We start from the raw sequence: 26,256 nt of genomic DNA on the forward strand, positions 1-26,256 counted from the left end.
TATTTACTAGCTATTACAATTCAATCGCTGCTTTAACTTGCAAGTTTGTAAACTTAGCAGCTTCCTGACTCGATTTTTCATCTAGCTGTATATGAACCTCAATCACTCTAGAATCAATATTTTCGCTAGGGTCTGAGTTAATAATGTTCTGACGCTGAACTTGCCAACCAATCCAGTTAACTTTCCCTTGCAATTCACTGCCTAAAGAGTTGCTACTAATACGAACATTTTGTCCTAACTTCACCTTTCTAATATTGGTTTGATATACTTCCGCAACTACTCGCATTTGACTAACTTGCCCAAGCTCAACAACCCCGTTATCAGAAACCTTTTCACCCGCACGGGAGTTAATTTTGAAAATTACTCCATCTTGAGGCGCCTTAATATATGCTTGTTCATAGTTTGCTTTGGCTTCTTTTTTAGCAGCTACCGCTTGTCTGACTTCCGCATTTGCTGCCATGACATCGACTGGACGTACTTCAGCTATTTTTTCAAGAGTTGCTTGTGCAGAACTAACTTGTTTGCTACTAGTACTTTTAATTCGTGCTAAAACTACTTTCGCCTCTTGTATTTGCTTCCTTCCAGTTCTGGTAGTGCGTTCAAGGTTAGCTTTGGCTTCGCTCAACTGCTGCGTTAAAGTTTGTGTTGGCAAACGCTTGCTGTCATACATGGATTGAGAAATGGCGCCATATGAGTAAAGCTGATAATAACGGTTTAACTCTGCTGAAGCATTACTCAATTCAGCTTCAAGTCGTCTAACAGTCGCTTGTTGTGCTGCTTTGTCTCCTTCCCACTGCGCTTCTAATCTTGCTACAGTTTCCCGCTGCGCGCGTTCTTCACCTAATGACTGTGCTTGTACTCTGGCTATCTCAGATTTCTGAGCATCAATTTCCCCAACTTTTGCACCTGCTTTGACTTTTGCTAAATTAGCCTGAGATACCAGCACCGCTTCTTTGGCTTTTTGATAGGCAGCTTGCAACTTATCACGGTTGTCCAAAACCGCAATTACCTGTCCTGCTTTGACTTTCTCTCCTTCTTGCACCAATAAATTCTCTAAGCGACTTCCTTGAGTAGATGCTGGTGCAGATACTTTTATTACTTCTCCCTTTGGCTCAATTCGACCCAACGCTGTCACTGTCTTAATTTGAGGTATTTCAACTTGCGGCGCCTTTGTTACATCTGGCTGTGACTTAAAATTGCGAGTAACTAATACTCCTCCCGCAATACTAACTACAGTACCAAGTATTACAAGCTGGCGCCAGTTAGGCTTAGATAGTATTGAATCTTTAGCTATTCCTAGACGCATTTTTATTTACCTGGCGCCAACTAAGTAAACTATACCGTTTAGTTGCGCTAATACTAAACTAAACAGTACAGTTTGTTTTGTCAAGGGTGTAGAATAGAAACTAGGAAAATAACAAAACATATGCGAGCAAGGCGAAAAAAGACAAGTACATCGGATACTGATGAACTGGCGCAAGGGACAACTAAAGTAGAAGCAATTCTTAGAGGCGCCATGCAAGAATTTTTGGTACATGGGTATGCTGCGACATCTATGGATAGAGTCACATCCGCTGCTGGTGTGTCAAAAACTACTGTTTACAGTAATTTTCATGACAAAGAACAATTATTTATTGCCTTAGTAAAAACCTTAGTCAAAAAGTCTCAGGGTGTACTTTGCTCTATGCAGCAAGAAACACTGCAAGGAAATCCAAGTGAAATATTAAAGCAATTAGCGACAAATTTTTTAAATGGACTAAGTAGAACTATTGATGATACACCAGAAATTTTAGATTTAATTCGTTTGGTGATTGGTGAATCAGGACGCTTCCCAATGCTTGCTCAAATAATGGTGAGAGATAGAGATAAACCAATAATCGAATTAGTTACTAATTATCTAAATTCGCATCCTGAACTACAGATACCAGACTGTGAAGCTGCCGCACGCATATTTTTGGGTTCTCTAGTACACTTTGCGATGGTAAAGCATATTCTTCATTGTCATGAAATTTTGCCAATGGAACAAGAGCGTTTGATTGATGCTTTGGTTTATTTCTTAACCATGAATCAAGATGCTCAAACTTCAGATAAATATTCTGCGATTAAAGAAAAATCATCCCGGCGCCAACGTTCTATTTCAGGCAAATTTGAGGCTGATTACAAAGAAGAGAAAAAAAACTTAAGGTCAATTCGATTAACTGATACAGCTTGGGAGCAATTAGATAAAATCGCCAAAGAAAATAATCTGTCCCGCAGCGAACTAATTGAAATTTTCGCGCGTCAGCAACTTGGCTAATTGACAATTTTGTATATACATGGGTAGCAGCACATGAATATGGAACCACTCACAATACTGCTCGGTTAACGTATGTAAAGACGTGACATGTCACGTCTCGGAGCGGGCTTTTACGTTTCGCAATTGTCTTAACCGAGCAGTATTGGAACCACTCAGCGATGCTAAATAATTGACTCTTGGTACAAAAACGCATCACCCTGGACAAAGGCAGTACTTAAGAGCGAAATTGAGAGTCGTAAACTAATTACCAATAAAGCAATAATCGATGCATTGATGTGTAGCCAGGCGTTTGAGTTTGACCTGACCTAGATTGATATGCCTCTGTTTTATAGGGAATATTTAATTCGTGAAGTATCCAATGCACTTGTAGCGCGTGTAAGCTTTTTATGCCGTAAACAATCAAAGCTAAATTGTAAGGTGGCTAAAGCCACCTTACAATTTAGTTGAGTAGGTCTTGGAAGCGCTTGTCTTGACGTAATGCGGTGAAGTCGGTGTCAGATTTGGCTAGGGTTTTGTATTTGGCGGGTTGTAATTTGATTGCTGCTTGCAGGTTTTTAATGGCTTCTTCATGGTTGTTTTGCAAGGCATAGGCACATGCTTTGTTGTAGTAAGTTAAGTGTTTTTTGGGATTGATGGCAATTGCTTTGTCGTAAGAGGCAATTGCTTCAGTATAACGGTTTAGCTTTGCTAGAGCTATACCTCGGTTTATCCAAGCTTCTTCTTTGTCTGGTTCTATTGCAATTGATTTGTCATAAGAGGTAATTGCTTCAGTATAGCGTTTTAGCTCGCTGAGAACGTTTCCTCGGTTGAACCAAGCTGTACTGAGCCGTGGATTGATTTTGACTGCATTATCATAAGATGTGATTGCATCTTCATTTCTTTGTAAAACGGTTAATGCATTACCACGATTTATCCAAGCTTCTGCTTTGTTCGGTCTAATTTTTAGTACTTTATCATAGGTTTCTATGGCGTTTTTGTATGAATGCGCGTCTAATAAACTGTTAGCTTGACGAAACAAGCCATCTACTTCCTGAGTTGTCTGAGCTTCGGTTAGTAATTGCGCTACGTTCGATTCCTGCACCGCTTGATTTGTATATTCGTAAGCTGGCGCCACATTACTACAGCCAAACGTCAATAGTGCTATTAAGCTTAAGGCAGCAAAACTTCCCGAATCAGTCATTTTGTACCTACATATATCGTACATCTGCATGTTAAAACTTCTGTTCCTATTAAAAAAGTAAGTTGCATTACTGTTTCATTACACTTTATTTATTCTTTTTATTTCTCATGAAATTATTATGGAGATAACCATTTTCTTGCTTGACTTTAAATCAATTACACACACTCTTTGCAAGTACTTCATATTTTGATGAGATATCAACTATTTACCCTGGCAAAAGCTAACAAAAAATGTCGCTTTTTTTTATGCAATTATTTCTTTACTGTAAAATCATATTACCTTTTGTCCCTCTTAAAGAAAAATTTATAAAAATATACAAATTAATGTAAAATTTTTAACACTTCCGGCTTTAAATGTGGTATGCCGTTTGACACCGGGTTTCTCTACCATGTACCAGAAAATGATTAATGCTTCTTACCGTTACACACCGTGCAGCAGATACCATAGGATAAATATCGTTTAAGGAGTCGATACGGCACCCATACTAAGCATGACAATTGATAACAATTCCAACTCATCCCATTCATCTGAGCAAGCGTCTGAAGACAAATTACAACTGGACGACTTTAACGGCGCCAGCGAAAATGGTCTTACCTCAGAAGGACTTGTTACACAGCAAGCTCTAGCTGTAATTAATTCTCTACAATCTCAACAAAGTACAAATGCTCTAAAACAATCGCACTCTAATGTAGAAATACGCTCAAATAAGCTTGTAGTAGTCCAAAGGCGGGCATTTTTATTATCTCTTGTAGCTGTAGGCTTGATTTTTATTGGTTTTGCCTCAAATATTTGGATTATTGGCGCCATTGGAACCGTTGCTACTTTAGCTTTATCGCTCGCAATACTTTTTCCGTGGTTACGAGAAGTCTTTGCGGAATGGTTTTCACCTCAAGAACGTGCTGTTCTATTTGGTATTTTAGTATTAACTATAGGTATAATAGGCGCCATTAAATTTACAGGCGTGGGTGATGATATTTTACGTTGGGGGAAAACTGTTAACTGGGATGCTTCAGGAGCATTAGGGGAATGGTTTGGCGCCTTGGGACAAATTTCTATCGCTATAATTGCTGTTTACGTCGCTTGGCGCCAGTATGTTATTTCTAAAGACTTGACTATTCAACAAAATTTGCTCACAGTTCAACAAAATATTATTACTCAGCAGCAAACTATTGACTCCTACTTCCAAGGTATTTCCGATTTAGTACTTAACGAAGAAGGACTGCTCGAAGATTGGCCCCAAGAACGCGCAATTGCCGAAGGACGTACTGCTGCTATTCTTAGTAGCGTTGATGGTAGTGGCAAAGCTAAAATACTTCGCTTTTTATCTCGTTCAAGATTGCTAACTCCACTTAAACGCGACCGTACTCTCGGACGCCCAATACTCGATGGTAGTGGAGGATATGCTGAAGACCGTACTTTTGGACAGCGTGTTATCGACCTTGGCGTAACATTAGCAGGCGCCGACCTTTCTAGTACAGATTTACGATGGACAGACCTCTCTGAAGCGAACCTTGTACGTGCTAACCTTAGTGGTTGTGATTTAGTCAAAGCAAACTTATCGCGTGCTATTTTATACGAAGCTAGCTTAAGAAATTCTGACTTAAAAACAACACGTTTGTTTTACGGTTCTCACGAAACCGCATCACCACGCAGTCGAGTTAACCCTCCCAATTTCCAAACTGGTGAATATACTGGTGCGGTTGTTCAAGACGTTGACTTTACTAATGTTCAGCGTATGTCTGAACAAGTACGCTATTACTGCTGTGCTTGGGGTGGCGAAAAAACTCGCGGCACAATTCCTGGTGGTTGCGAAGGTATCCCTAATAAATTAGAAAAATAATTCTCATTCTCTTTCTTATGTCCGCATCAGAATTTGAAACTAATAGTCTAGGTTGGCAGTTTTATCTGTTTCAAAAGCGAGTGGGAGAATCTATTGAGTATTTTCTTTCTCGCTTTGACCCTCCTACACCTGATAAGTCTCAAGGTTTAAGATTTAGCCAATGGTTTTTAAACTTGCTTAATTTCTTATTTTGGGTAGCAGTTAGTTTTTTTGCTTTGTGGTTAATGTGGCGCCTGTGGAAAGAATTTAACCCGTATTTATACGCTTGGTTAAACGAAGCACAATCGAATGATATTCGTAGTCAAAAAAACGAGCAGCAAATATCAGCAGCAGCTTTGTTATCGCAGTCGCAAGAATTTTATAGGCAGGGTAAGTATCGTGATGCTTGTAAATGTTTATACTTGGCGCTTTTACAATTTTTACATGAAAAAAATACATTGCCTCATAAAAAAAGCCGCACCGATGGCGAGTATTTACAAATATTGCGATTATCTAATTCTTCTATGCAGCCATACGAAACGCTAATTACAACCCACGAACAAATATGTTTTGATGAAATGGAAGCAGCGCAAGTCAACTATGAACAATGTCGAGAAGCATATAAAGAAATTACGCAAGAATGAATTAAACAATAAACTAAATACATGAAACGTCCAAATCGCCTAACTATATTTTCTCTAATTATTCTTGGAGTTTTAATTTTTATAACTTTGTTTGCTGCTCCGAGTGGTGGCAAACTTAATAATGGTTCTACTTATAATCGGGCGCCTGAAGGTTATGGCGCCTGGTATAATTATATGCAGCGTCGAGGCAAAATCGAACGTTGGCAGCGACCTGCTATAGATATTAAATCTAAAAAAGACCTTGTAACTCTTTTGCAAGTAAACCCACCTCAATTTGGCGTTGCTCCAGAATATGAACTACAAGGTTGGATAGAAAAAGGCAATAATCTCATTGTCTTAGATTACACCGGAAAAGCAACAGGAGCAAATTTTAGTACAATTCATAAGTCAAGTGCAGGTAATGTAAAAATAGATACTACTAAACGGTATAAAATTTCTTTCTCAAAATCGGAAGTAGAGCCATTATTAAGCGATGATAGAGGCGCCATTGTTTGGCAAGCAAGATATGGTAAAGGTAAGGTTATATATTCTGTGACTCCTGAACTGGCAGCTAATGCATATCAAAACGAACCTGGAAATTTTGAGTTTTTAGCGCAGCTAGCTAGTGATAATAATAAAAGGAAAATATATATAGATGAGTATATACATGGCTATAAAGATAAAGATATTAAAGAAGCTAAAGGTGAAGGAAATATTCAAACTTACTTTATTCAGAAACCTATTTTTACAGCATTTATTCAAGCTGGGATTTTGCTGCTAGTACTAATATTTGCACAAAATCGTCGTTTTGGTAAAATAGCTACTTTGGAAGCACCAAAAGTAGATAACAGTCAAGCTTACATTCAAGCACTTGCCGCAGTTTTACAAAAAGCTGACTCTACCGACTTTGTTGTAGAGATGGTTGGTAAGGAAGAAATAAATCAACTGACACTTAATCTGGGTTTAGGTAAGAAAAATCTTATTGATATTACAGCACCCGACTCTGAGGAGTTATTAAGTGTATGGCAAAATAAGTTTGGTGCTGGGTCAGATGTAGAATCTGCCTTGCGTGTACAATCTCAACAAGGACAACGGCGCCTGAGTGAAAAAGATTTGATAGCTTGGTTAAGAAAATGGGGCAATATACGTAAGTACAGACGTGATTAATCCCTGCGGGAAAACCTCCGGTTTACGCGTCTCTACATTAATAACTTTATTTTGCATGAATCAAATGAATCCTGTTCTAATCCGTTTAAAAGACGCACTTAATCAAGTTGTTGTTGGCCAGTCTACGTTAATTGAGCAAACTTTGATAGGTTTGTTATCAGGGGGACATATTATTTTAGAAGGTGTCCCAGGAACTGGTAAAACTTTACTAGTTAAGGTATTGGCTCAATTAATTAAGGCTGATTTTCGCCGTATTCAGTTAACACCCGATGTTTTGCCTGGTGATATTACTGGTACTAACATATTTGATTTGAATACTCGTAGCTTCTCGCTCAAAAAGGGGCCTGTATTTACAGAGGTATTGCTTGCAGACGAAATTAACCGTACTCCTCCTAAAACTCAATCTGCACTTTTGGAAGCTATGGAAGAGATGCAGGTGACGCTTGATGGTGAGACTTTACCACTTCCTGATTTGTTTTGGGTAATTGCTACGCAAAACCCACTCGAATTTGAAGGAACTTATCCTTTACCGGAAGCGCAGTTAGATAGATTTTTATTCAAACTGGTTGTAGATTATCCTGAACTTGGCGCCGAAAAGCAAATGCTATTAAATCGTAAAGCTGGGTTTGCTGCACGTCGTTTGGATATCGCTAAGTTAGAACCTGTTACTACTGTTGCTCAAATCTTAGAAGTACGTCAAGCTGTAAAACTTGTCAAGGTTTCTGAAGCTATTATTGATTATATCTTGGCTTTGGTCGGCGCCTCACGTCAGCATCCTGATTTAAATTTAGGCGCCTCCCCACGTGCTGCGGGTTTATGGTTACAAACATCGCAAGCATCAGCGTATTTTGCTGGCAGAGATTTTGTTACCCCAGATGATGTAAAAGTTGCCGCACTCCCATTATTACGCCATAGACTTATTTTAAAACCCGAAGCTATGCTTGATGGTTTACAAATAGATGGTGTAATAGCCTCCATATTAAACAAAGTTCCAGTTCCAAGATAATTAACTCCTAACTCCTAACTCCTAACTCCTAACTTTCATAAATGATTCCAACTAGAAAGGTTTATTTATTGTTGACTTTGGGGATTATACTTGCCCCTGCTGTTGCGAGTTTTACTAAAGTCTCGACTGGCATAGCGGTTATTTTACTCTATGATGCAGTAATCTTAACTTTAATGATTATTGATAGTTTACGTGTGCGTCGTTCTCGTGTTGATGTTAGGCGCGAGTTACCTCCACGTTTATCAATAGGACGTGATAATCCTGTTAAGTTAGAAGTAAAATCTACTACTAGTACAATTATTAAAGTTTGCGATTATTATCCAAATACTGTTAATCTTAATCAGTCTTTGCTTCGTATTAAAGTAGAAAAAAATACTACTAGTGAAGTAACTTATACAGCGTTTCCGACTAAAAGGGGAGAATTTGATTGGGGAAATCTTCAAATACGTCAACTTGGCGCCTGGGGTTTAGCATGGGATAATTGGAAAGTTCCGCAAAGTTTAAAAGTTAAGGTTTATCCTGATTTAATTGGGTTAAGAAGTCTTTCAATACGTTTGACGCTACAATCTTCTGGGTCAATGCGGCAATTTCGACAGTTAGGTATTGGTACAGAGTTTTCGGAGTTACGAAATTATCGTAGTGGTGATGATTTGCGGTTAGTTGATTGGAAGGCAACTGCAAGACGTGTTGGCGCCAGTGGTAATACATCAGCGCTTGTAAGGGTTTTAGAACCAGAACAAGAACAAACGCTGTTAATTTTGCTTGATAGAGGTCGGTTGATGACGGCGCAAGTTCAGGGTTTACAAAGGTTTGACTGGGGTTTAAATGCAACTTTATCGTTGGCGTTGGCTGGGTTAAATCGTGGTGATAAAGTTGGAGTGGGTGTATTTGACCGTCAAATTCATACTTGGATTTCTCCTGAACGTGGACAACATCACCTTAGCCATCTTATCGACCGTTTAACTCCTATTCAACCAGTACTTTTAGAATCCGATTATGTTGGTGCAGTTACTCATGTCGTCCAAAAACAAACTCGACGCTGTTTAATTGTTGTTATTACCGATATTATTGATACCACTGCTTCCGCTGAATTATTAAGTGCCCTATCACGACTTACACCCCGCTATCTATCATTTTGCGTGGCTTTGCGTGACCCTCAAGTTGATATTATTGCTCGTACTTTTACTGAAGATGTTCAAGGCGCCTATACCCGCGCTGTTGCTTTAGATTTGATGGCACAACGCCAAGTTGCATTTGCCAAGCTTAAAGGTCGTGGTGTATTGGTGTTAGACGCACCAGCAAATCAAATTAGTGATGAGTTAGTCGAAAGATATTTACAACTCAAAGCTCGTAATCAACTTTGAATCTCTCAGCACGCGCATTGACTGAGATTCATTAAGACCTGAGCGATGCCTCACAAATAAACTCAAGCACAGCTTTTAAATCCACAGTTGGATTAATTAAAACCTGTTGACAACCGTACAATTGACTTCTGCTGAATTAGTGCTATAGTTAGAGTACACACTACTACAACACAAGTCAATGAGATTCCAGAAAGATAATAAATATGGTTTTACAACAGAAAAAGAACAACCATTGACCGCCTCTGTGTCACTCAGGGTAGACAAAGAATTAGCGACCAAATTAAAATCAATCCCTGGCTGGCAGGATAAAGCGCGAAACGCATTAAACGAGCTAATTCAAAGCTGGAATGCGGAGTCATGAGCGAAGTAGTCGCCTTTTATCCCAGGTCGCGCATACACGCTCGCTTCATGCTTCCATGCAACCTGGTAAATATTCGATAAATTTGAGGAAATTTAGATAAATTACTGTACCGTTCGTATGCCTGTGCTACAAGGAATGGTTATTGATTAAGTTGCAAGTCATAGTCATATCGAGTATGATTTATTGGTGAAGATAAATCTTTAGATATGAGTAATCTTGTTATAGGTACATTTGCTAGTTTAGGTGCGGGACTTGCAACATTTATCGGCGCCTTGCCAATATTGTTGCCAATTAATTTGACACAACGGGTGCAAGGAATAATGCTGGGTTTTGGTGGGGGAGTGATGTTAGCGGCAACATCGTTTTCTTTAGTGCTGCCAGGAACAGAAGCGGCGATGAGTCTTGGTTACTCTAAGGCTTATGCAGCGTTGATAATGGTTGTAGGAATATTGTTTGGAGGTTTGTTTTTGCAGTTAGCGCATAAACTGCTGCCTCACGAGCATTTTATTAAAGGGAAAGAAAGTGGAGGAGAGAGTTTAAAGCGTATTTGGTTGTTTATTGCTGCAATTACGATTCATAATTTCCCTGAAGGGCTAGCTGTGGGGGTAAATTTTGGTAATAACAATATAAAAGATGGTTTACCTGTGGCGATGGGTATTGGTTTACAGAATATTCCCGAAGGTTTAGTAGTGGCGTTATCGCTAGTTACTGAAGGATATTCTAGAGGTTATGCGTTATGGATTTCGTTATTAACAGGTTTGGTTGAACCTATTGGTGGTTTAGTTGGCGCCTCGGTAGTCAGTATAGCTAACTTTGTTTTACCTTGGGCAATGGCATTTGCTGCAGGCGCCATGTTATTTGTAATTAGCGACGAAATTATACCAGAGTCTCATCGTAAAGGTTTAGAGAAAGAAGGAACAATTGGTGTAATGGTAGGCTTTGTTGTAATGATGTTTTTAGATATTGCGCTTGGATAATGGAATTAATTAGATATATGAACAACTAATTCTCTAACGTGATTGTGCTGACGGTGTTCCCAAATATAAATTCCTTGCCATGTGCCTAATACTAGTTGTCCTCGGTTAATGGGGATATGTTCTGAGGTATGAGTGATAGCAGTACGAATATGTGCTGGCATATCGTCGGGACCTTCGGCGTCATGGATATATTTTGCTGATTCGGGTACTAACTTCGCCATAAAGTTCGCTAAATCTTTTAATACATCGGGGTCAGCATTTTCTTGGATAATTAAGCTTGCTGAGGTGTGCCGTAAGAATAGGGTGCAAAGTCCTGTATCTACTTTTGATTCGGCTACTATCTCGGCAATATTTGATGTAATATTACGTAGCGATTTTGCATTGGTAGAAATTCTGAGTAATTTTTGATAGTGAGACATTGCTTAAGAGTGGATAATCTTTTATATATTATAATATTGATATGTGTTGGGACGGGCAAGGATGCCCATCCCACAAGACTGCATCCCACAAGATTTTATCCCACAAGATTTTTATTTTGCAAGATTTTTATCTTATGGGGAAGTTGGATGCATTTTGTTGTTCGATTTTGAGTTCACCGAAAATTGGTTTATTTGCTAAATATTTTAATCCGGCATAGGCTAATAGGTTTTGCCAGTCTTGCTGGAAGGTTGTATTTTGTGGTTCGGCAATACGAAGTAAAGCTAACTCGCTCAATGCTGTGTACCATATACCATTTTGAGCATATGCTGCAATTTTTGCTCGTGGTGTGGTGGCAGCTTTTAACTGTTGTTCTAATTTTACATCCGGCGCCACCCTTTTGAGTGAACCGCTAACAAAGCTGGGTATGGATGATTTTGATGTACTATTGTTTTGGCAATAAAGCTTGAAGTACCATGTGTAAGTTTTATTAATTTCTAAGGGTTTTGCTGTCTTTAATTTCAAGCTAAAAATACCAGGTTGAGTGGGTACAGGAAACGAAGTTCGCATCACGTCGTTTTTTTCCTCATCTTGCAACGAAAATTCACCTGCTGATACTTGATTTGATTTAAAAGGTATGTAAAACCATAGAGTCGGATTTTCTTCTATTACCAACCCTGAGCGATTATTTGGTATTAAAGCTTCTAATGGCATTTCTACAGATGGACAGTCACCACGACTACCAGTCCCCCTTCTGCCACTAGGTCTACCTTGGCTTGAACCATCTGGCTCATTTGTATTAAAAAATACTTGTGTGCTACTAATGCTTTCGACTTGATTGATTTGTGCTTTTGCGGGCATAAAATATGACATAACAATCAAATTCAATAAGCTAATAATGACGGTTTTACAGCTTTTTAGACAAAAGCTTTTCAGTATTTGCTGCACAGGCATAGTATTAACCTTATACTTTGTGTTTTGCATTTGTCTAAGTAAAGAAATACATCTGGTTATATACTTTTATCTGTATTAAGACATTATTTTATGCGTAATTACTTAAGAAGAAACCGGGTTTCTAAGCAAAATTGTCTTTTTTATTACAATATTCAACGAAGAAACCCGGTTTCTCGGTTTTTATAGACTTTCAAACTCGCAGTGCTTCCTAACAAAACCAACATCGATGGTACTAAGGGTATCCAAATACCTAATATAAATATGTAAAGACAAACACCATAAAGCACTCCGCAGCTAATCACTGCCGTCAAAATTAGGCGCCGTGTTGATTGTATAGTTAAAGCTATTGCTGCTCCTACTATTGCCCAAGACCATATCCAAATATATTCGCTCCATTTTGGCAGTACATTCAATAAAGGACGATTATTCAACACTGCACTCAAAATTTGACTAATCATATGTGCTTGCACAACCACACCCGCAATTTGAGAGTGAGGCCATTTTCCTTTTGTGTAAGGTGTAGACCAACGCAGGTCATTAAAGCTGTCGGCGGTTGTACCAATGAGAATTATACGATTTTTTACTAAATCTGACGTTAACTTGTTATTTAATACATCTTGGACAGTAAATGTTCTAATATATGGATTGGCAGCACGCCAGTTTAACATTACTTGATGCCCTTGATTATTTATATCATGATAGCCGCCACTGTTTGATTGTAAGTTATTAAAGACTGTATTACCGATAACTAAATTTTTGTCTGGAGTTAGCTTGGAACCAATATTTTCACTCGCTAGATAACGGGTCGCAACTCGGAAACTAAAAGATTTATCTGTTTTACATTTAGCGTTTTTAGCAGTTGGAGGCGCCATTGCTAACAGGTGACGACGTAAAATAGTGTCGGGGTCAGGGACTACATCAGTAAAACCAACACTTGTTTGTAAAGTCTCTGGTGGTGGTGGAACTCCTGGGTCTGCATTATCTTCACCTCCTTTACAAACAGCGATAAAGTTATCACTTCGCATAACTGCTGCTAGGTTTGGGAAATTAGCTTCTACGGGGTTCTCCCGATAAAGGTCTAAACCTATTACACGAGGTTTAAATTGCTGTATCTTTTCCATAACAGCAGCGAGAGTTCTGTTAGATAAAGACAACCCTCGTCTTTCTTGGGGATTTTGAGCTTGAACATCTGCTTCAGTCACCGTTATAACTATAATTCGATTATCGGGTTTTTCAGCAGGACGACTACGCATAATTTTGTCGAAAGCTGAAAGTTCCCATGACTCTATAATTCCGGTACTGCGTGCGACTACTACTACACTACTTACTAGTAAACTAACTTGAAGTAATGCTGTAAATAAAAACTTTCTTGGTAAATTCGGTTTATGTACAAAAAATTTGCTTCTCCAAATCAATGGTGCTGCTGCTGGGTTTTGACATATTACAGGTAACCAACTCGCACAGGGATATTCATCTTCTAATCCTTGTAACCTTGCTTGTGCTTCTCGCACCGACATATACAAAGACTTACCAGTTGCAAATGCTTCGAGAAAATTCTTTAAAAACGCTTGGGCAATAATATCTGGAACTGGTTCACGCATTACTATAACTTGCGGAATGTGTAGCGATGCTAAATCACGTGCTAGTCCAAGACCATCACACGAATTAAATATAGTTAGACTTAAACCGTTAGATAATGCTGCTCGTAAACCGTTTTTTAGTTGCGAAATCGTTAAAGTATCTGTCTTGTTTATTTGAATTGTACCCGTTTCGCCATCCGATTGACTAGAGCTATGTCCTGCAAAAAATATTATATCCCATCCTTGCTTATCCCAGAGCCAGTAATCTAACTCTCGACGTTTGGGTTCCACTAAAAATACTGTTTGTGCATTTATAAGCTCTAAAATTGCTCGGTCTTTTTCTACGTCAATTCCTTCACTGTTTCCCAAAATTGCTAAAATCCGCATTGGACGATTTGGATTTTTTGCACTTGGTTGAAGATATTCAAATTGTGAAGTACTCAGACAAGCTACTGCATTCACGTAATCTTCAAAAAAATCCCACAAATGCCAGGGTATTTTTCGAGCTTCTTCGTCTTCTGTCTCAAATATAAATTTTATCTCATCACTCGGCGCCAGTTTTGTGCGTAACTTTTGATTGACGTGTATAAATGATAAAGATTTAAACCATAAATTAATATGATGCTGCAACTCTTCACATAAGCTACTGAATTCCATTAACGAAACATTTGTAACATCTTCTTCTTCAACCTCTACGTCAAAATCATTGGCATAAATGTCATAATTTCTTAACTTTCGCCAACTTCTATCGTGGTAAAGCGCTTCGTTAAGCAAACAATAAAGTAGCTGCCAACGTCTATATGACTCAGAAATTTCTGGTGCAGCAGGCAAACTACCCACCATTTGTGTTGGTGCGTTTGTATTTTCCCATAGTTGAATTGTAACAGTCGAAAAACCCTGTCTGAAATTACCCTTACCCAAATTTAATACTACTAACTTATTCATGGCGACTTGCCAATGAGTGCATCAAGCATGAAATCCTCTTTTATAATGACATCTTGCAACACCAATTGAATACTAAAAGATTTTCCTAAAGGAAACTTAAATCTTTTTAATTGAATGTAATTGTCATGGTTTCTAGAAACAACTTCTTGAACAACAGCACCTGAAGGCAATAATAAGGAAAGTTTTATACTTGCGGGTAAGTAATATTCTCCACTTGTAGGATATAATTGCACGCGAATATTTACTTTGTCATCTATCTCAGGTGATAACCCAATTAATAGTACAACAGCTTTATTACCTAATTGCATTCCTAAATCGATTAACTTGGCGCCTTGAGTACGATGAGGAGTCAAAGCAGTATCTTGCCTAAATTGAGCAGCTAAAGTTCTTTGCTGTAGATTTAACAAAGCATCTACATGCTGCCAGCCAGTTTCAAAAATGTCTTCTAACCATAGAGTTAAATTAGTAAATCTTGGCTGAATAGTATTACTGAGTTTACTAAGCCTAGCTTTGTATAATTCTTGTCTCTGTGTATTGGATGCAATCAAAGCACTCCACTCGTCAAAATTTCCATATAAACGGGGGGAGTGGATATTCGACTGACTTAATATATTTAGTAATTGTGTTGCTTGTGCATTTGAGGTTGTTAATAAAGGTTTGAAGTGTAGTTGTTGTTGACAGTACTCACGTGCAACCCACATCACATTTAAGTCTTCAATAAGAGACTCTCTTTCTAGACAGTATGTCCTAGTCATTTGGTTGAACGTCGCATACTGGGTAAGTTGTTCGTGGGTTGTATATCCCCATACTCGTAACCATGATTGTTCTAGATTTAACTGTACATGTAAATAATATTCTCCGGCCCAATCGGGAATATTAACCCATTCTGCTGAAACTTCAAATTCCAATGGATTACTTTTATCGCTAGGTATCAATACTAATTTAGTATTGTCTACAGTAATCGCACATCCGTTGACTACTTCCCAATACGTTGCCAAATCATCCAAACTGGGAATTTTGATGACGTTACTAAATTCTGGGTCATCCTTTAACCAATTTGAAAGGGTATTTAGAGATAGATAATTTAAAAATGCTCGCCATCGTGCAGCATCATTAGAATAATGCTGTGAATAAATCTGTTTCCATGCATCTTCTTGTGCTTGGTTTGATAACTCTAACCATAATTGGTTAGGGTAAATGGTTTGTAACTCACTAAAGTTGTAGCTCATATTATTTTGCTGTATGGTTGCACGTAGTACGATGAGTATTTCTATTTATTAGCCAGTTATCAATAAAAATAGCTAGTTTGTTTTTGGCGCCATCTAAAGCATTGATGCCCAGTTGCGTGGTTGTTTCTAGCTCCTCTTGAAAAGCATTTATTAATTTTTGTTTAATTATATTATCATTTTCAATATTATTAAAAGATATGTTATCGGCAATCTTGATTCGAGCAACTCTATCTAGAGTATTGAAAAACTCTTGCTGAGTATATACCTGTAGACAATCGTTCATAGCGTCTTTAATCGCTTCTATATTTTTGTCATCATATACCTTAACCTCTCTTAAGTTCTTCTGCCACTGGGAAATTAGGCTATCTAATAAAGTTTTTGTATATTTTCCTAAATGGCGGGCAACTTGATACTGTTTTTGTATTTCTGTATATTTATTAGTAATGGCGCCTGCGATTTCAGTTTGAGTCAAACCTAAACCATGCCAAAGCTTAAGCATTAGTTGCCCTTGTTCAGGTAACGTCAAAAATAATTTTTTAATCAAAGATTGTGTTTCTTGCCATTCTTCGTGTTGAATTAAATTTTCTAAAAGACTTGAATTACAATCAGTAACATTGATTTGCTCATCAAGAGGCGAAAACTTTTTGGTACGATAATTGCGTGCAGCTTGAATACAAGTTAAAAGAAGATTTTGAACTTGTGCAACAGATTGGGTAGTTAAATTAAATTCTTCGCATCGCTGATTATAATAAGATGTAATTTGCCCAATTTGCAAAATTTCTTCAGAACCAAGCTTGCGATTAGCTGGGTTATACAGATAAATTTCATCAAAACATTGCCAAGCTAAATAATAATAATTTATATTATTCTGATTAATACCTCTTGCCAATAAAGCTTCTTTAAGCTCCTTAGCCGTCAAATCTTTAAGCAAACCATAATCAGTAAACTTATCTCTTTTTGCCTCAATATCTTGTGCATAAATCAAATTACCAGTAAAACGTAAAATAGCTGTTTTTGCATAAGCATTCAAATTAGCTTGAGGATGCTCAACATCAAATGTTTTGAATAATTTTTCTGGTGGGTTAACAGCCAAATTAGCTATTTGAAACAACTCCGAGAGTGGATACTTGTGGCGAATAAAACTAAACCGTTGGAAACTTTTATGTGCCGCCCACAAACAAGCTTCTTGCAAATAAGATGATAAATGCCCCCTGGCTTTAACAAAACAATCCGAAGACGAAGACACCTGCTGCACAGCTTGATTTACCTTAATAATTTTAAGAAAATAGTGTGCCCAGTATTCTGCTTTAACCTCCGATTCACTTTGTATCAATCTTTTCATATGGCGTTCTAACTGTAAATCAGTCTGCCATACTATATTTAGGCGTTTATTAACCCCCTCGAACATCAAAAACGTCGAGAATTTTTGTATAGTGTCGTCACGTTTCTTCACATTTAAACCTCCATGCACCATTCTCTATAATACCCGTGTGTTGAACACCAATTCTGCCCTCAACCTACTTATGGGCGCCATAATTAATAGAATATGCAGCTTTCTCAAAATTTGCGTAAAAACTGGCAACGGATGTAACGGATGTAACGGATGTAACGGATGTAATGGATGCAACGGATGTAGCGGATGTAACGGGTGTAGCGGATGTAGCGGATGTAATTATAAATTATCCGTTACATCCGTTATAATCCGCTGCTAATAATCTGTTGCCAACTTTGAGCAAACTTTTCGGCTTCAGAATGCTGAGGGAACAAATTTTTGACTAGCTTAAAGTTTTGTAAAGCTTGGATATACCTTCTTTATTGGTAATAACTGTTTTGTCAAAGAATTCATAAATTTTTAACTTTTGTAAAGAATTTCAATTTTGCATAAAACCCCCTAGCTTGTGCAGAGAAGTAATGGTGGGTAAAGCCTTTGGGTGGCGCCTGCGTATATTAAGTACAAACACTGATATATAGCCATAGATGATGACTATGATGACCTTTGATGAAACCCAGACTCCATCCAACGAGACTCCTTCTCAGTTACAACAGTTAGCGATACAAGCTCAAAATACTCTTGCAGGAAGTCCACAAAGACATCGTGCATTAACTCTGTTAATTCAAGAACTGTGGAAACAGCCAACGTTTGGGATTTTGAGAAAAAGTCTTAAAACAAAATATGGCAATTTATCGAATGGTCTTTTTGATGACTTATTCAATGATGCGCTTCAGGAAACGTTTATTGCAATTAGCCAATATATTGACAGATATGACCCCAAGCACCCATTGCTGCCATTGATTTGTACAATTATTCGCAATAAATATAGCAATCTTTACAAAAAGCATTGCAAATACGGCGTTACACGTATTCCTAAGCTCACAGGAAATCATAATTCAAAACAAGGTCAGGTAATATCTTTAGATGGATTAGATGAGTTTGTGCAAGATAATATCATGAGCAAACACTTCTCAAATTCTTCCGGTAAGTCAATATCTAACTGTGATGTATTAAGGGAGTTATTAATTGATGACCCAGACAATAAGTTCAAAGTATCCGTTAGAGATAAGCCTGATATCACTTTTCAGTATATAGCCATATACTTATACGTCAAAGGAAGAAACATGCAACAGCTAGCTTCGGAACTAGACATTTCTTACCAGACTCTAAATAGCTTTTTTAAAAGGAACTTAGAGAAACTAGAGCCATATTTCCGAGAAAAACTACAGTCTTAAATTATACATATTAGGTAATAACTATTAAGGAGCAATGATGAATAATACAAATACTGTTGACGCTTTAACTTTTACAGTACCGCTTTCTTTTGAAGCGCACTCTCTAGCTCAAATATATAGCAAACAGCAAAATCGTGCAGATAGAGCGAAACAAGTGTACTTAAATACTTTAGCGATATACGCAGTTGAGCATTATTTTAAATGTATAGGTTTTGCAACTAACTGGGAAGGTAGTGATAGTCGCAACCCAATAGTACAAAAGTTTTTAGATATTGCCGATTTAAACGTTAGAAGTATGGGCAAATTTGAATGTCGTCCAGTATTACCAGGCGCCGACACATTAGAAGTACCATGTTCAGCATGGGATGAACGCGTTGGTTATGTTGCAGTACAATTGACTCAATCTTTAAAACAAGCAACACTAATAGGTTTTGTACCGCAAATAGCAGACAACGAAGGAAGCATACCATTAAATCAACTGCGCGCGTTTGATGAATTTCCAGAATACTTAAATCAACTAAAAACTAGAAGCAAAACACTAACATCATCCACATCACCACAAATTGTAAATTTAGAAGAATGGCTAAATAATATTATTGAAACTAGCTGGCAAACAGTAGAAGAATTTTTTAGTACTCAAACATATAACATGGCTTTTAGACATCGTGGTATTATTTCAGAACAGATAAACCCTAACGATACTAGCAGTCTCAAACAATTTATTAGCACTTTATACGCAAATCAGCGCGGCAACACAACACAAAAAACTTACCCTGCTCACTTAGAACCATTATCAGCATTAACTCAACTTATCAAGTCAACTCAAGACGACGAAACTCGCTGGAAAGCAGTTGAACTTTTATGGAAAATAAACCCTAAACATCCATCTGCCGCAATTAGACAAATTACAGATTTAGGAATGCGCTTGGCAGGATATTCAGTTGCCCTCATGGTCGCTATATTACCAAAACTTGACGGTAAAAGAGGCATTCTCTTACGAGTTTACCCAATGGATAATCAAGCGTTTCTACCCCAAAACCTCAAATTAGCCGGTTTCGATGAAAACGGTAAAACACTACTCGAAGTTCAAGCACGCAGCCAAGACAATTACATTCAATTTAGATTCAACGCCGACCCAAAAGACAAATTTAGTGTCCAAGTATCCCTAGGTGAAGCCAGCATCACAGAACATTTCAGCGCCTAACATGCTCTAACAAATCTTGCAATACATTCTGTAACACATCTTGTGGAGCGGGCATCCTTGCCCGCCCCAACCTAAAGTTTTTCTTCAATGAAGTTACATAAAGAGCTTTGGCATTGCACTTTTACTAGTACTCCTACACGGTTGCCACTGCTAACTGGTTTTCTACTGCCTTTTTCTTGTTGAGTGTCAAATTGAATTTTTGCTACGGCGCCTTCTGCTGTAAAATTATCTAGGTTGTTGAGTATATTGTTTCTGAGTAGTTGACGAGTGGGTTTTTCTGTAATTGTGCTTAAACCTTGACTAATTACTTGTACTGCATCGTAGGAAGTAACCGTAACCCAGTTAATTTTTGCACCACCCCAAAGTTTATCAGATTCTTTCTCGAATTCAGATAAATTGGCAGGTGATTCACTTCTTTGCCAAGGTACTGCTGTTATTAACTTAGTTTGTTCTGCTCTGGAGCCAAAAGTTTGGTTTAGTGTGGCTGGACTATATAATGTACTGGCGCCTAATAATATTAAGTTATTATTTGGGGTGTTAGAAACTTCTTTAAGTACTTCTAACCCTTTATTTAAAACTTCTTCTATACCAGAAGGAGCTAATAATAGTACATTAGCATTACTTTTGATAGCTCCATTAATAATTTGTTTGGTGCTATCTGTTTTTAAGTCGTATATAGGTATATTTTGTTGATTCGCAATTTTGAGAAATTTGTCTTTTATTGATTCGCTATAAGATTCTCCTCTATCATATGCTATTACTGGTTTGATTGATTTTGATGGAATTTTTGTGAGTATATACTCATATAAATTTGTGACTGCAACAGTATCACTTGTAACTGTGCGAAGAACCGGATATGATGAATTACTTAATTCGGTAGATGTACTTGTAGGGGAAATAACAACAATATTATTCATGTATCCTAAATTTACAGCAGCTTTTGTTAGTTCACTTCTGTAATGCCCAATAACTGCAATAATATCTTTCTGGTTATTATTATTTGCTATTTTACTTGCGACTTGTGTTGTTGTTGAATGGTCGTTGCCGTCGTCTACTATTTCTACTTGTAACTGTCTGTTATTAATGCTGTTTGTACATGTTGGATTTTGATCGTTTTGGATAGATTGTACAATTTTATCTATGCTACCACAGTTAATTTTACTTTGAGCATGAGCAATACCACGTAGCATTTCTTCCGCAACGTTTGGGTTTTTAGTGATGGGAACACTTACTGCAATGTGCAGGTTATCTTGTTTTGTGTTTGCTGCAATAGCGTTATTTAAGTAAATTAAACTTTCAGGGTCGTTGGGAGTTTGCTTTAATGACTTTCTAAATGCACTAATAGCTGAGTTCCATTCTTTTTTTTGAAAAGCATTTGTTCCTTCTTGTTTGTTTGCGTTTCTTTTTAGTAATATTTTCTCTCCTTTACTAAAAAGGTTATCAAGACTTTGACTCGAAATCTGTGGTACTGATGTTTGACTAAGTGCTGGAACAGGTGGTGTTGATGATGTAATTATTTGTTTGATTATGATAGCTGCTAAGGCGCCTGCTAATACTAAGCTTATAAGTGTTACAACTTTGTGTGAATGCCAAAGTCTACTTACACCACGTTTAATTTTAATATGGATAGGTTGGCGCCAGTATAATGACCTTTCGGCAGGGTTTTGACAAATTACAGGTAGCCAAGATGCATAAGGGTATACATTTTCTATGTCTTCTAATTTTTCCTGAGCTTGTCGTACCGAATAGTGAAACTTTTCTCCTTGCGAAAATAAACGCAAAAATTCTTGTAAAAACTCCTTTGCAACTTCATCTGGTACTGGTTCACGCATGACTATTACCTGCGGAATACCAAGTTCAGTAAGTTTGTTCGCTAACCCTAACCCGTCACACGAGTTAAAAATGGCTAGTTTTAAACCGTTCTCTTTCGCTTTGATGAAAGCATTTCTTAAATCTTTTAATGCTGGACTATCTATATTATTAAGCTGAATGACTCCATCGTTGCCAGTACTCGAAGTGCTGCTATGTCCAGCAAAGCATAAAATATCCCATGAACCAGTACGTAATTTCTCACATAGTTCTTTTCTACTCGGTTGTTTTAGCTGTTCTACCTTTGAACTAGGTAAATTTCTGAGTATTTTTCCATCTGTACCAATATCAATTCCGTCATCATTACCTAAAACTGCTAAAATTTTAACTGGTGTTTGCAGTGGTTTCGATGCTGGATTATATTTGGCGCCTAACGATAACCAAGCTCTTTTACGATTTTGAAACAATTTCCATAAATGCCAAGGAAGCTTTTTTAAAACTTCATCGCTTGTCTGAAAAATAATCCGTGCTGACTCATTTCTAGCTACTTCTTCTTCGACATATACACGTAGCTGTCCCATTGATGGATGCTCAAACCATTGTATCAATCTATCTTCGAGCGCTTTACCTGCTACTCGACATTGGTCTAAAGTCGATACGTTGGTTGTTTGGTCTGGGTCTACGTCAAAACCTCTCACAGAACTAATAACTCGTCGTACCGCATCTAAATTATTATAATTTCGCTGAAATTCATTATACAGCCGAGGAATATCCGGCGCCGCTGGAAAATGCCCGACTTCTTCTTTATAAACACCCCCACTCTCTTCTCTGATTCGCAGGGTAACTGGAAAACCTTCCTCAAAATTACCACTGGCGATGGTAAATATAACTACCTTGCTCATTTATATTTGGTTAATTATTATACTGTATTTATCTTATTTTTAACAATATACCATTAAATCGTAGAGACGTTACATGTAACGTCTTTACAAATCGCCTGCTGTTAATTCCATAATTTTATCGAAGTGAAAATTGTCAACTAGTTCCCGTAGTGCCGAAGTTAAGTTGGCATATTTTGCTGGAATTTGTTGCAACAGTTGTAAAATACTTTCATCACTACATTCACAAGCAGCGATATAAATTGCTTTTCGCCATTGAGGTGGCATTACCTCCAAGTCAAGCATAGTTAATTTAACTATTGGCGCCGCCTTATTGAGGGTTATATTATGGCTTTGCTCGACGACATACACGACTCCTAAATGTTTGGCTAGTTTGTCAAAAATTTCCTCAGCTTGAAATGGTTTGCTTTGGAAGTCGTCGCACCCTGCCGAAAATACTATTGCTTTTTCTTCTTCGAGAGCGCTTGCAGTTAATGCAATAATTTTGGTATTCTGTCCTTGAGTTGAAGCTTTGATTTGTCGTGTTGCCTGGTAGCCATCTATTAAAGGCATTTGCATATCCATAAAGATTAAATGTGGTTTCCACTTACGCCAAAGCTCTAAACCATGTTGACCATTTTTAGCTTCTCTGACCACAAAACCTAACGGTGTTAATAGCTGTGTTAGTAAGTGACGATGTTCCCATGAGTCTTCGACTATTAATATCTTGTAAATTTGTTGCCCTGGCGCCAGTCTTTTTTTTTCACTATCTGTAATCTTATTAGCTTTAACTTCATTTTGTACTTCAATCGGTAAGAAAAAGGAGAATACACTGCCTTGATTAATAACGCTTTGAACTTTAATTTCACCACCCATCAATTGCACAAAACTACGGCAAACGGATAAACCTAACCCCGTTCCTTGCTGAATTTTTGCATTAGAAGATTGCATGAAAGCTTCAAATAAATTATCTATTTCTTCGGCAGCAATACCCACACCTGTATCACTCACATCAAAGCTTAATTTACCATTCTCATATATTACATGTAAATGTATAGAACCTTTTGAGGTAAACTTAATAGCATTACTGAGCAAGTTAAGTAATACTTGCCGTAGCTTCCTTTCATCAGCAGTAATAAATTCAGGTACACTTTGCGCGCATGTAAAAATAAGAGTCAAATGTTTGGCAACAGCAAGTTGAGCCATACTCTCTTCTAACTCATTCAGCACACTATATAAATCAAAAACAGTATCGTTGAGCTTAACTTTACCCGCTTCAATTTTAGACATTTCTAAAACATCGTTAATTAAACCAAGTAAATGCTGTCCGTTACGGTTTATGATATCAAGATATTTATTTTGCGTTTTTGTACAAGTCTCGCGCTGCAAAACTTGAGTAAAACCTATAATGCTATTAAGGGGAGTTCTTAACTCATGACTCATGCGAGCAAGAAATTCGCTTTTCGCACGGTTGGCAGTTTCTGCATTTAATAAAGCTTGCTGTAACTTAGCTTCTGCTTTTTTACGGTCGCTAATATCTGTTAGTGAACCAACAACTCGCACTGCTCGACCAGTTTCATCCCACAAAGCTTGCCCACGCGATAATACCCATTTATAGTCATGGTTTTTGCAGCGCATCCGGTATTCAGCGACATAATACGGTATTTGATGGTTTAAATGAGCCTCAAATTGCTGCATCATTGCTTCAACATCTTCAGGATGAACCAATTTCGTCCATTCTTCAAACGAACTCAGTTTTTTGTCCTCGTACCCTAACATTTCCCAACAGCGATGTGATATGAGACTTTTGTTTGTTTTTAAGTCGTAGTCCCATATTCCATCATTATTACCACGCAATGCTAACTGCCAACGCTCTTCACTCTCACGTAAAGCTGCTTGTGCTATTTTATGTTCGGTTACATCTGTTGCGGTTCCTAAAATTTCTTTAATTTTACCATCAGAAGTGCGAGAAAATACTGTATCGCGACTCAACAACCAACGCCATTCACCATTTTTATGCTTTATACGATACTCAAATTCAACAACTTCACCATCCCTGGCATTTGTCAGATATTGACAATGGTCGGCAAATTTAATTAAATCATCAGGATGCATTAACCTTGGGAAAAAGCTGTTACCCATTGCTTGAACTTGGTAGGGTCGATATCCCAAAAATGTAAAGATCTTGTTATTAACGTATATATTGCGTGCATCAGCTAAATCATAAACGTATAAAACGCTCGGATTTGCTTGAATTATCGCCTCTAAAAAACGTTGATTGTCAGCAAGTGCCATCTCTGTTTGCTTACTCAATCCAATATCCTTTATAACACCAACTATATATTGCGGCTTTTCATCAATATCACGCACTAGCGATAAATCTATCCTCGTCCATTTTACTTGATTACTTCTAGCAAGTAAACAAATTTCAAATGAAACGCTTTTTGTTACGCATTGCAGAAGTTTATTTATAGATACTTCGTATATATTTAAGTATTCTGGTAATATAATGTGCTGTAAGCTTTTTTCCAATAATTCTGACTCGTCAAACCCCAAAATGTTGCAAAAATGCTGATTGACTTGCAGTAACTTTCCTGACAATGTAATTTGCGTAATTCCTACAGACGCCTGTTCGACAATCGAACGATATCTATTCTCACTTTCACGTAATTGTATTTCAACTTGTTTGCGCTTATCGATTTCGTTTTGCAATTGTTTATTTAATTGTTTTACTTCTAATGTTTTTGCATCAGCAAAATCCTGTAAAGATTCAAAAGTTTGCCAAAGCTCAACTGGATTGATTGCTTCTATTATTCGAGTTTGAGTTATAATTCCCAACTTTTCTGTATTATTCCATACAACTAGGCGCCGTAATCGATGAGTCTGCATCAAATAATGTGCCGTCCACATCGAATCATCTGGTTTAATGTGAAACAGCGGTTGACTCATGACTTGGTTGGTAGGAATATTCGCTAAATCTAGACCCAAATTACAAAACTGTACAATATCACGTTCAGTAATAATACCAATAGGTAATTTTAAAGTCTCATCTTGTGACGTTTCTACTATTACCACGCAGCTAACACGTCTAGATGCCATTACTTGAGTCAAATGTAACAACGAACAATTCGGGGAAGCACTGATAACATCGGTTGACATTACCTCAGATACCTGTCTATGTTTCAACAAGTCAGCAGGTTTCAGAGTATCGCGAATACTCTCATATGTAATCATTCCCACTATGTCATAATTCGCTGACACTATCGGCAAATGACGAATACGATTTTGACGAAGCAGCCCAATTACCGTAAAAATATCTTTAATTTCATCTTCTTTAACCGTCAAAAGTTCAGATGTCATAATCTCTGACACATAGGTATTATTGAAAACAACACCTCTTGCTGCTGCTTTGACAATATCTCGCTCAGTAACAATACCCGTTATATTAGAATTATTATCAAAATCTTGCGTTAAAGCATAACTACATCGTTGCTGACTCATTAAAGCGACAGCATCTATTAGCAACATATCCGCTGATATAATCAACGGGTCGCGGTTGATTGCCAAATTAACATCAGGACTAGACATCAGGGCTTGATACAACTTTATCTATTAATCTTATCTATCAATAAAGAAACCAGCTTTCTTAGATTAAAACTAATGCACCATGTAATAAATATATCTTAGCTTGTCAATAATTCTACTATGAAAAAAAAGTCG

The 26,256-nt window shown here is 37.5% G+C and carries 19 protein-coding genes; 10 read left to right on the plus strand and 9 right to left on the minus strand.

Translation table 11 applies throughout. The features are described 5' to 3' along the window. Window positions 1–13: 13 nt before the first annotated feature. Window positions 14–1,306, minus strand: a complete 1,293-nt coding sequence (locus DSM106972_RS29345) for an HlyD family efflux transporter periplasmic adaptor subunit (protein WP_127084010.1) — start codon at window positions 1,304–1,306, stop codon at window positions 14–16. Between the two features lie 120 nt (window positions 1,307–1,426). Here DSM106972_RS29345 and DSM106972_RS29350 point away from each other — a divergent pair, with 120 nt between their 5' ends. Beyond that, on the plus strand, window positions 1,427–2,296 hold the full coding sequence (locus tag DSM106972_RS29350; RefSeq protein WP_127084011.1) for a TetR/AcrR family transcriptional regulator: 870 nt from the start codon (window positions 1,427–1,429) through the stop codon (window positions 2,294–2,296). 439 nt (window positions 2,297–2,735) lie between these two features. Here DSM106972_RS29350 and DSM106972_RS29360 read toward each other — a convergent pair whose 3' ends face one another. Further along, a complete protein-coding gene (locus tag DSM106972_RS29360; protein ID WP_127084012.1) occupies window positions 2,736–3,476 on the minus strand; it encodes a tetratricopeptide repeat protein in 741 nt (246 codons plus the stop codon). A 490-nt stretch (window positions 3,477–3,966) separates the two neighbouring features. On the opposite strand from DSM106972_RS29360, the gene DSM106972_RS29365 reads away from it, so the two are divergent. The 7 genes from DSM106972_RS29365 (at window position 3,967) to DSM106972_RS29395 (ending at window position 10,793) form a co-directional block, all read left to right on the plus strand. Next, window positions 3,967–5,316: a pentapeptide repeat-containing protein gene (locus tag DSM106972_RS29365; protein ID WP_127084013.1), complete on the plus strand. Its 1,350-nt coding sequence runs from the start codon at window positions 3,967–3,969 to the stop codon at window positions 5,314–5,316. A 17-nt stretch (window positions 5,317–5,333) separates the two neighbouring features. Beyond that, window positions 5,334–5,939, plus strand: a complete 606-nt coding sequence (locus tag DSM106972_RS29370; RefSeq protein ID WP_127084014.1) for a DUF4129 domain-containing protein — start codon at window positions 5,334–5,336, stop codon at window positions 5,937–5,939. Window positions 5,940–5,960: 21 nt separating this feature from the next. Next, window positions 5,961–7,085, plus strand: a complete 1,125-nt coding sequence (locus tag DSM106972_RS29375) for a DUF4350 domain-containing protein (protein ID WP_127084015.1) — start codon at window positions 5,961–5,963, stop codon at window positions 7,083–7,085. A 55-nt stretch (window positions 7,086–7,140) separates the two neighbouring features. After that, window positions 7,141–8,091 (plus strand): AAA family ATPase, encoded by a 951-nt coding sequence (locus DSM106972_RS29380; protein WP_127084016.1) that lies wholly within the window; start codon window positions 7,141–7,143, stop codon window positions 8,089–8,091. Between the two features lie 41 nt (window positions 8,092–8,132). Beyond that, entirely contained in the window at window positions 8,133–9,455 is a 1,323-nt protein-coding gene (locus tag DSM106972_RS29385; RefSeq protein WP_127084017.1) for a DUF58 domain-containing protein, read from the plus strand. 178 nt (window positions 9,456–9,633) lie between these two features. Beyond that, window positions 9,634–9,816, plus strand: a complete 183-nt coding sequence (locus DSM106972_RS29390) for a hypothetical protein (RefSeq protein WP_127084018.1) — start codon at window positions 9,634–9,636, stop codon at window positions 9,814–9,816. A 206-nt stretch (window positions 9,817–10,022) separates the two neighbouring features. Next, on the plus strand, window positions 10,023–10,793 hold the full coding sequence (locus DSM106972_RS29395; RefSeq protein WP_127084019.1) for a ZIP family metal transporter: 771 nt from the start codon (window positions 10,023–10,025) through the stop codon (window positions 10,791–10,793). Between the two features lie 5 nt (window positions 10,794–10,798). Here DSM106972_RS29395 and DSM106972_RS29400 read toward each other — a convergent pair whose 3' ends face one another. The 5 genes from DSM106972_RS29400 to DSM106972_RS29420 form a co-directional block, all read right to left on the minus strand. Further along, window positions 10,799–11,212 (minus strand): secondary thiamine-phosphate synthase enzyme YjbQ, encoded by a 414-nt coding sequence (locus tag DSM106972_RS29400; RefSeq protein WP_127084020.1) that lies wholly within the window; start codon window positions 11,210–11,212, stop codon window positions 10,799–10,801. A gap of 127 nt (window positions 11,213–11,339) precedes the next feature. Further along, on the minus strand, window positions 11,340–12,164 hold the full coding sequence (locus tag DSM106972_RS29405) for a DUF928 domain-containing protein (protein ID WP_233787924.1): 825 nt from the start codon (window positions 12,162–12,164) through the stop codon (window positions 11,340–11,342). Between the two features lie 152 nt (window positions 12,165–12,316). Beyond that, window positions 12,317–14,689, minus strand: coding sequence for a CHASE2 domain-containing protein (locus DSM106972_RS29410; protein WP_127084021.1), 2,373 nt, complete (start codon window positions 14,687–14,689; stop codon window positions 12,317–12,319). Continuing rightward, window positions 14,686–15,918: a DUF1822 family protein gene (locus tag DSM106972_RS29415; RefSeq protein ID WP_127084022.1), complete on the minus strand. Its 1,233-nt coding sequence runs from the start codon at window positions 15,916–15,918 to the stop codon at window positions 14,686–14,688. The genes DSM106972_RS29410 and DSM106972_RS29415 overlap by 4 nt, the downstream gene beginning before the upstream one ends. A gap of 1 nt (window position 15,919) precedes the next feature. Then, the gene (locus DSM106972_RS29420; RefSeq protein WP_127084023.1) at window positions 15,920–17,371 is read right to left on the minus strand and encodes a sigma-70 family RNA polymerase sigma factor; all 1,452 of its coding nucleotides are present in this window, start codon (window positions 17,369–17,371) and stop codon (window positions 15,920–15,922) included. A gap of 533 nt (window positions 17,372–17,904) precedes the next feature. Here DSM106972_RS29420 and DSM106972_RS29430 point away from each other — a divergent pair. Both DSM106972_RS29430 and DSM106972_RS29435 read left to right on the plus strand, forming a co-directional pair. Beyond that, a complete protein-coding gene (locus DSM106972_RS29430) occupies window positions 17,905–18,645 on the plus strand; it encodes a sigma-70 RNA polymerase sigma factor region 4 domain-containing protein (protein ID WP_127084025.1) in 741 nt (246 codons plus the stop codon). 34 nt (window positions 18,646–18,679) lie between these two features. Beyond that, on the plus strand, window positions 18,680–19,849 hold the full coding sequence (locus DSM106972_RS29435) for a DUF1822 family protein (protein WP_127084026.1): 1,170 nt from the start codon (window positions 18,680–18,682) through the stop codon (window positions 19,847–19,849). A gap of 71 nt (window positions 19,850–19,920) precedes the next feature. Here DSM106972_RS29435 and DSM106972_RS29440 read toward each other — a convergent pair whose 3' ends face one another. After that, window positions 19,921–22,560: an ABC transporter substrate-binding protein gene (locus tag DSM106972_RS29440; RefSeq protein ID WP_127084027.1), complete on the minus strand. Its 2,640-nt coding sequence runs from the start codon at window positions 22,558–22,560 to the stop codon at window positions 19,921–19,923. An 84-nt stretch (window positions 22,561–22,644) separates the two neighbouring features. Continuing rightward, window positions 22,645–26,124: a PAS domain-containing protein gene (locus DSM106972_RS29445; RefSeq protein ID WP_127084028.1), complete on the minus strand. Its 3,480-nt coding sequence runs from the start codon at window positions 26,122–26,124 to the stop codon at window positions 22,645–22,647. Window positions 26,125–26,256: the final 132 nt, after the last annotated feature.

It is taken from the genome of Dulcicalothrix desertica PCC 7102, from assembly GCF_003991905.1.
Classification (GTDB): Bacteria; Cyanobacteriota; Cyanobacteriia; order Cyanobacteriales; family Nostocaceae; genus Dulcicalothrix; species Dulcicalothrix desertica.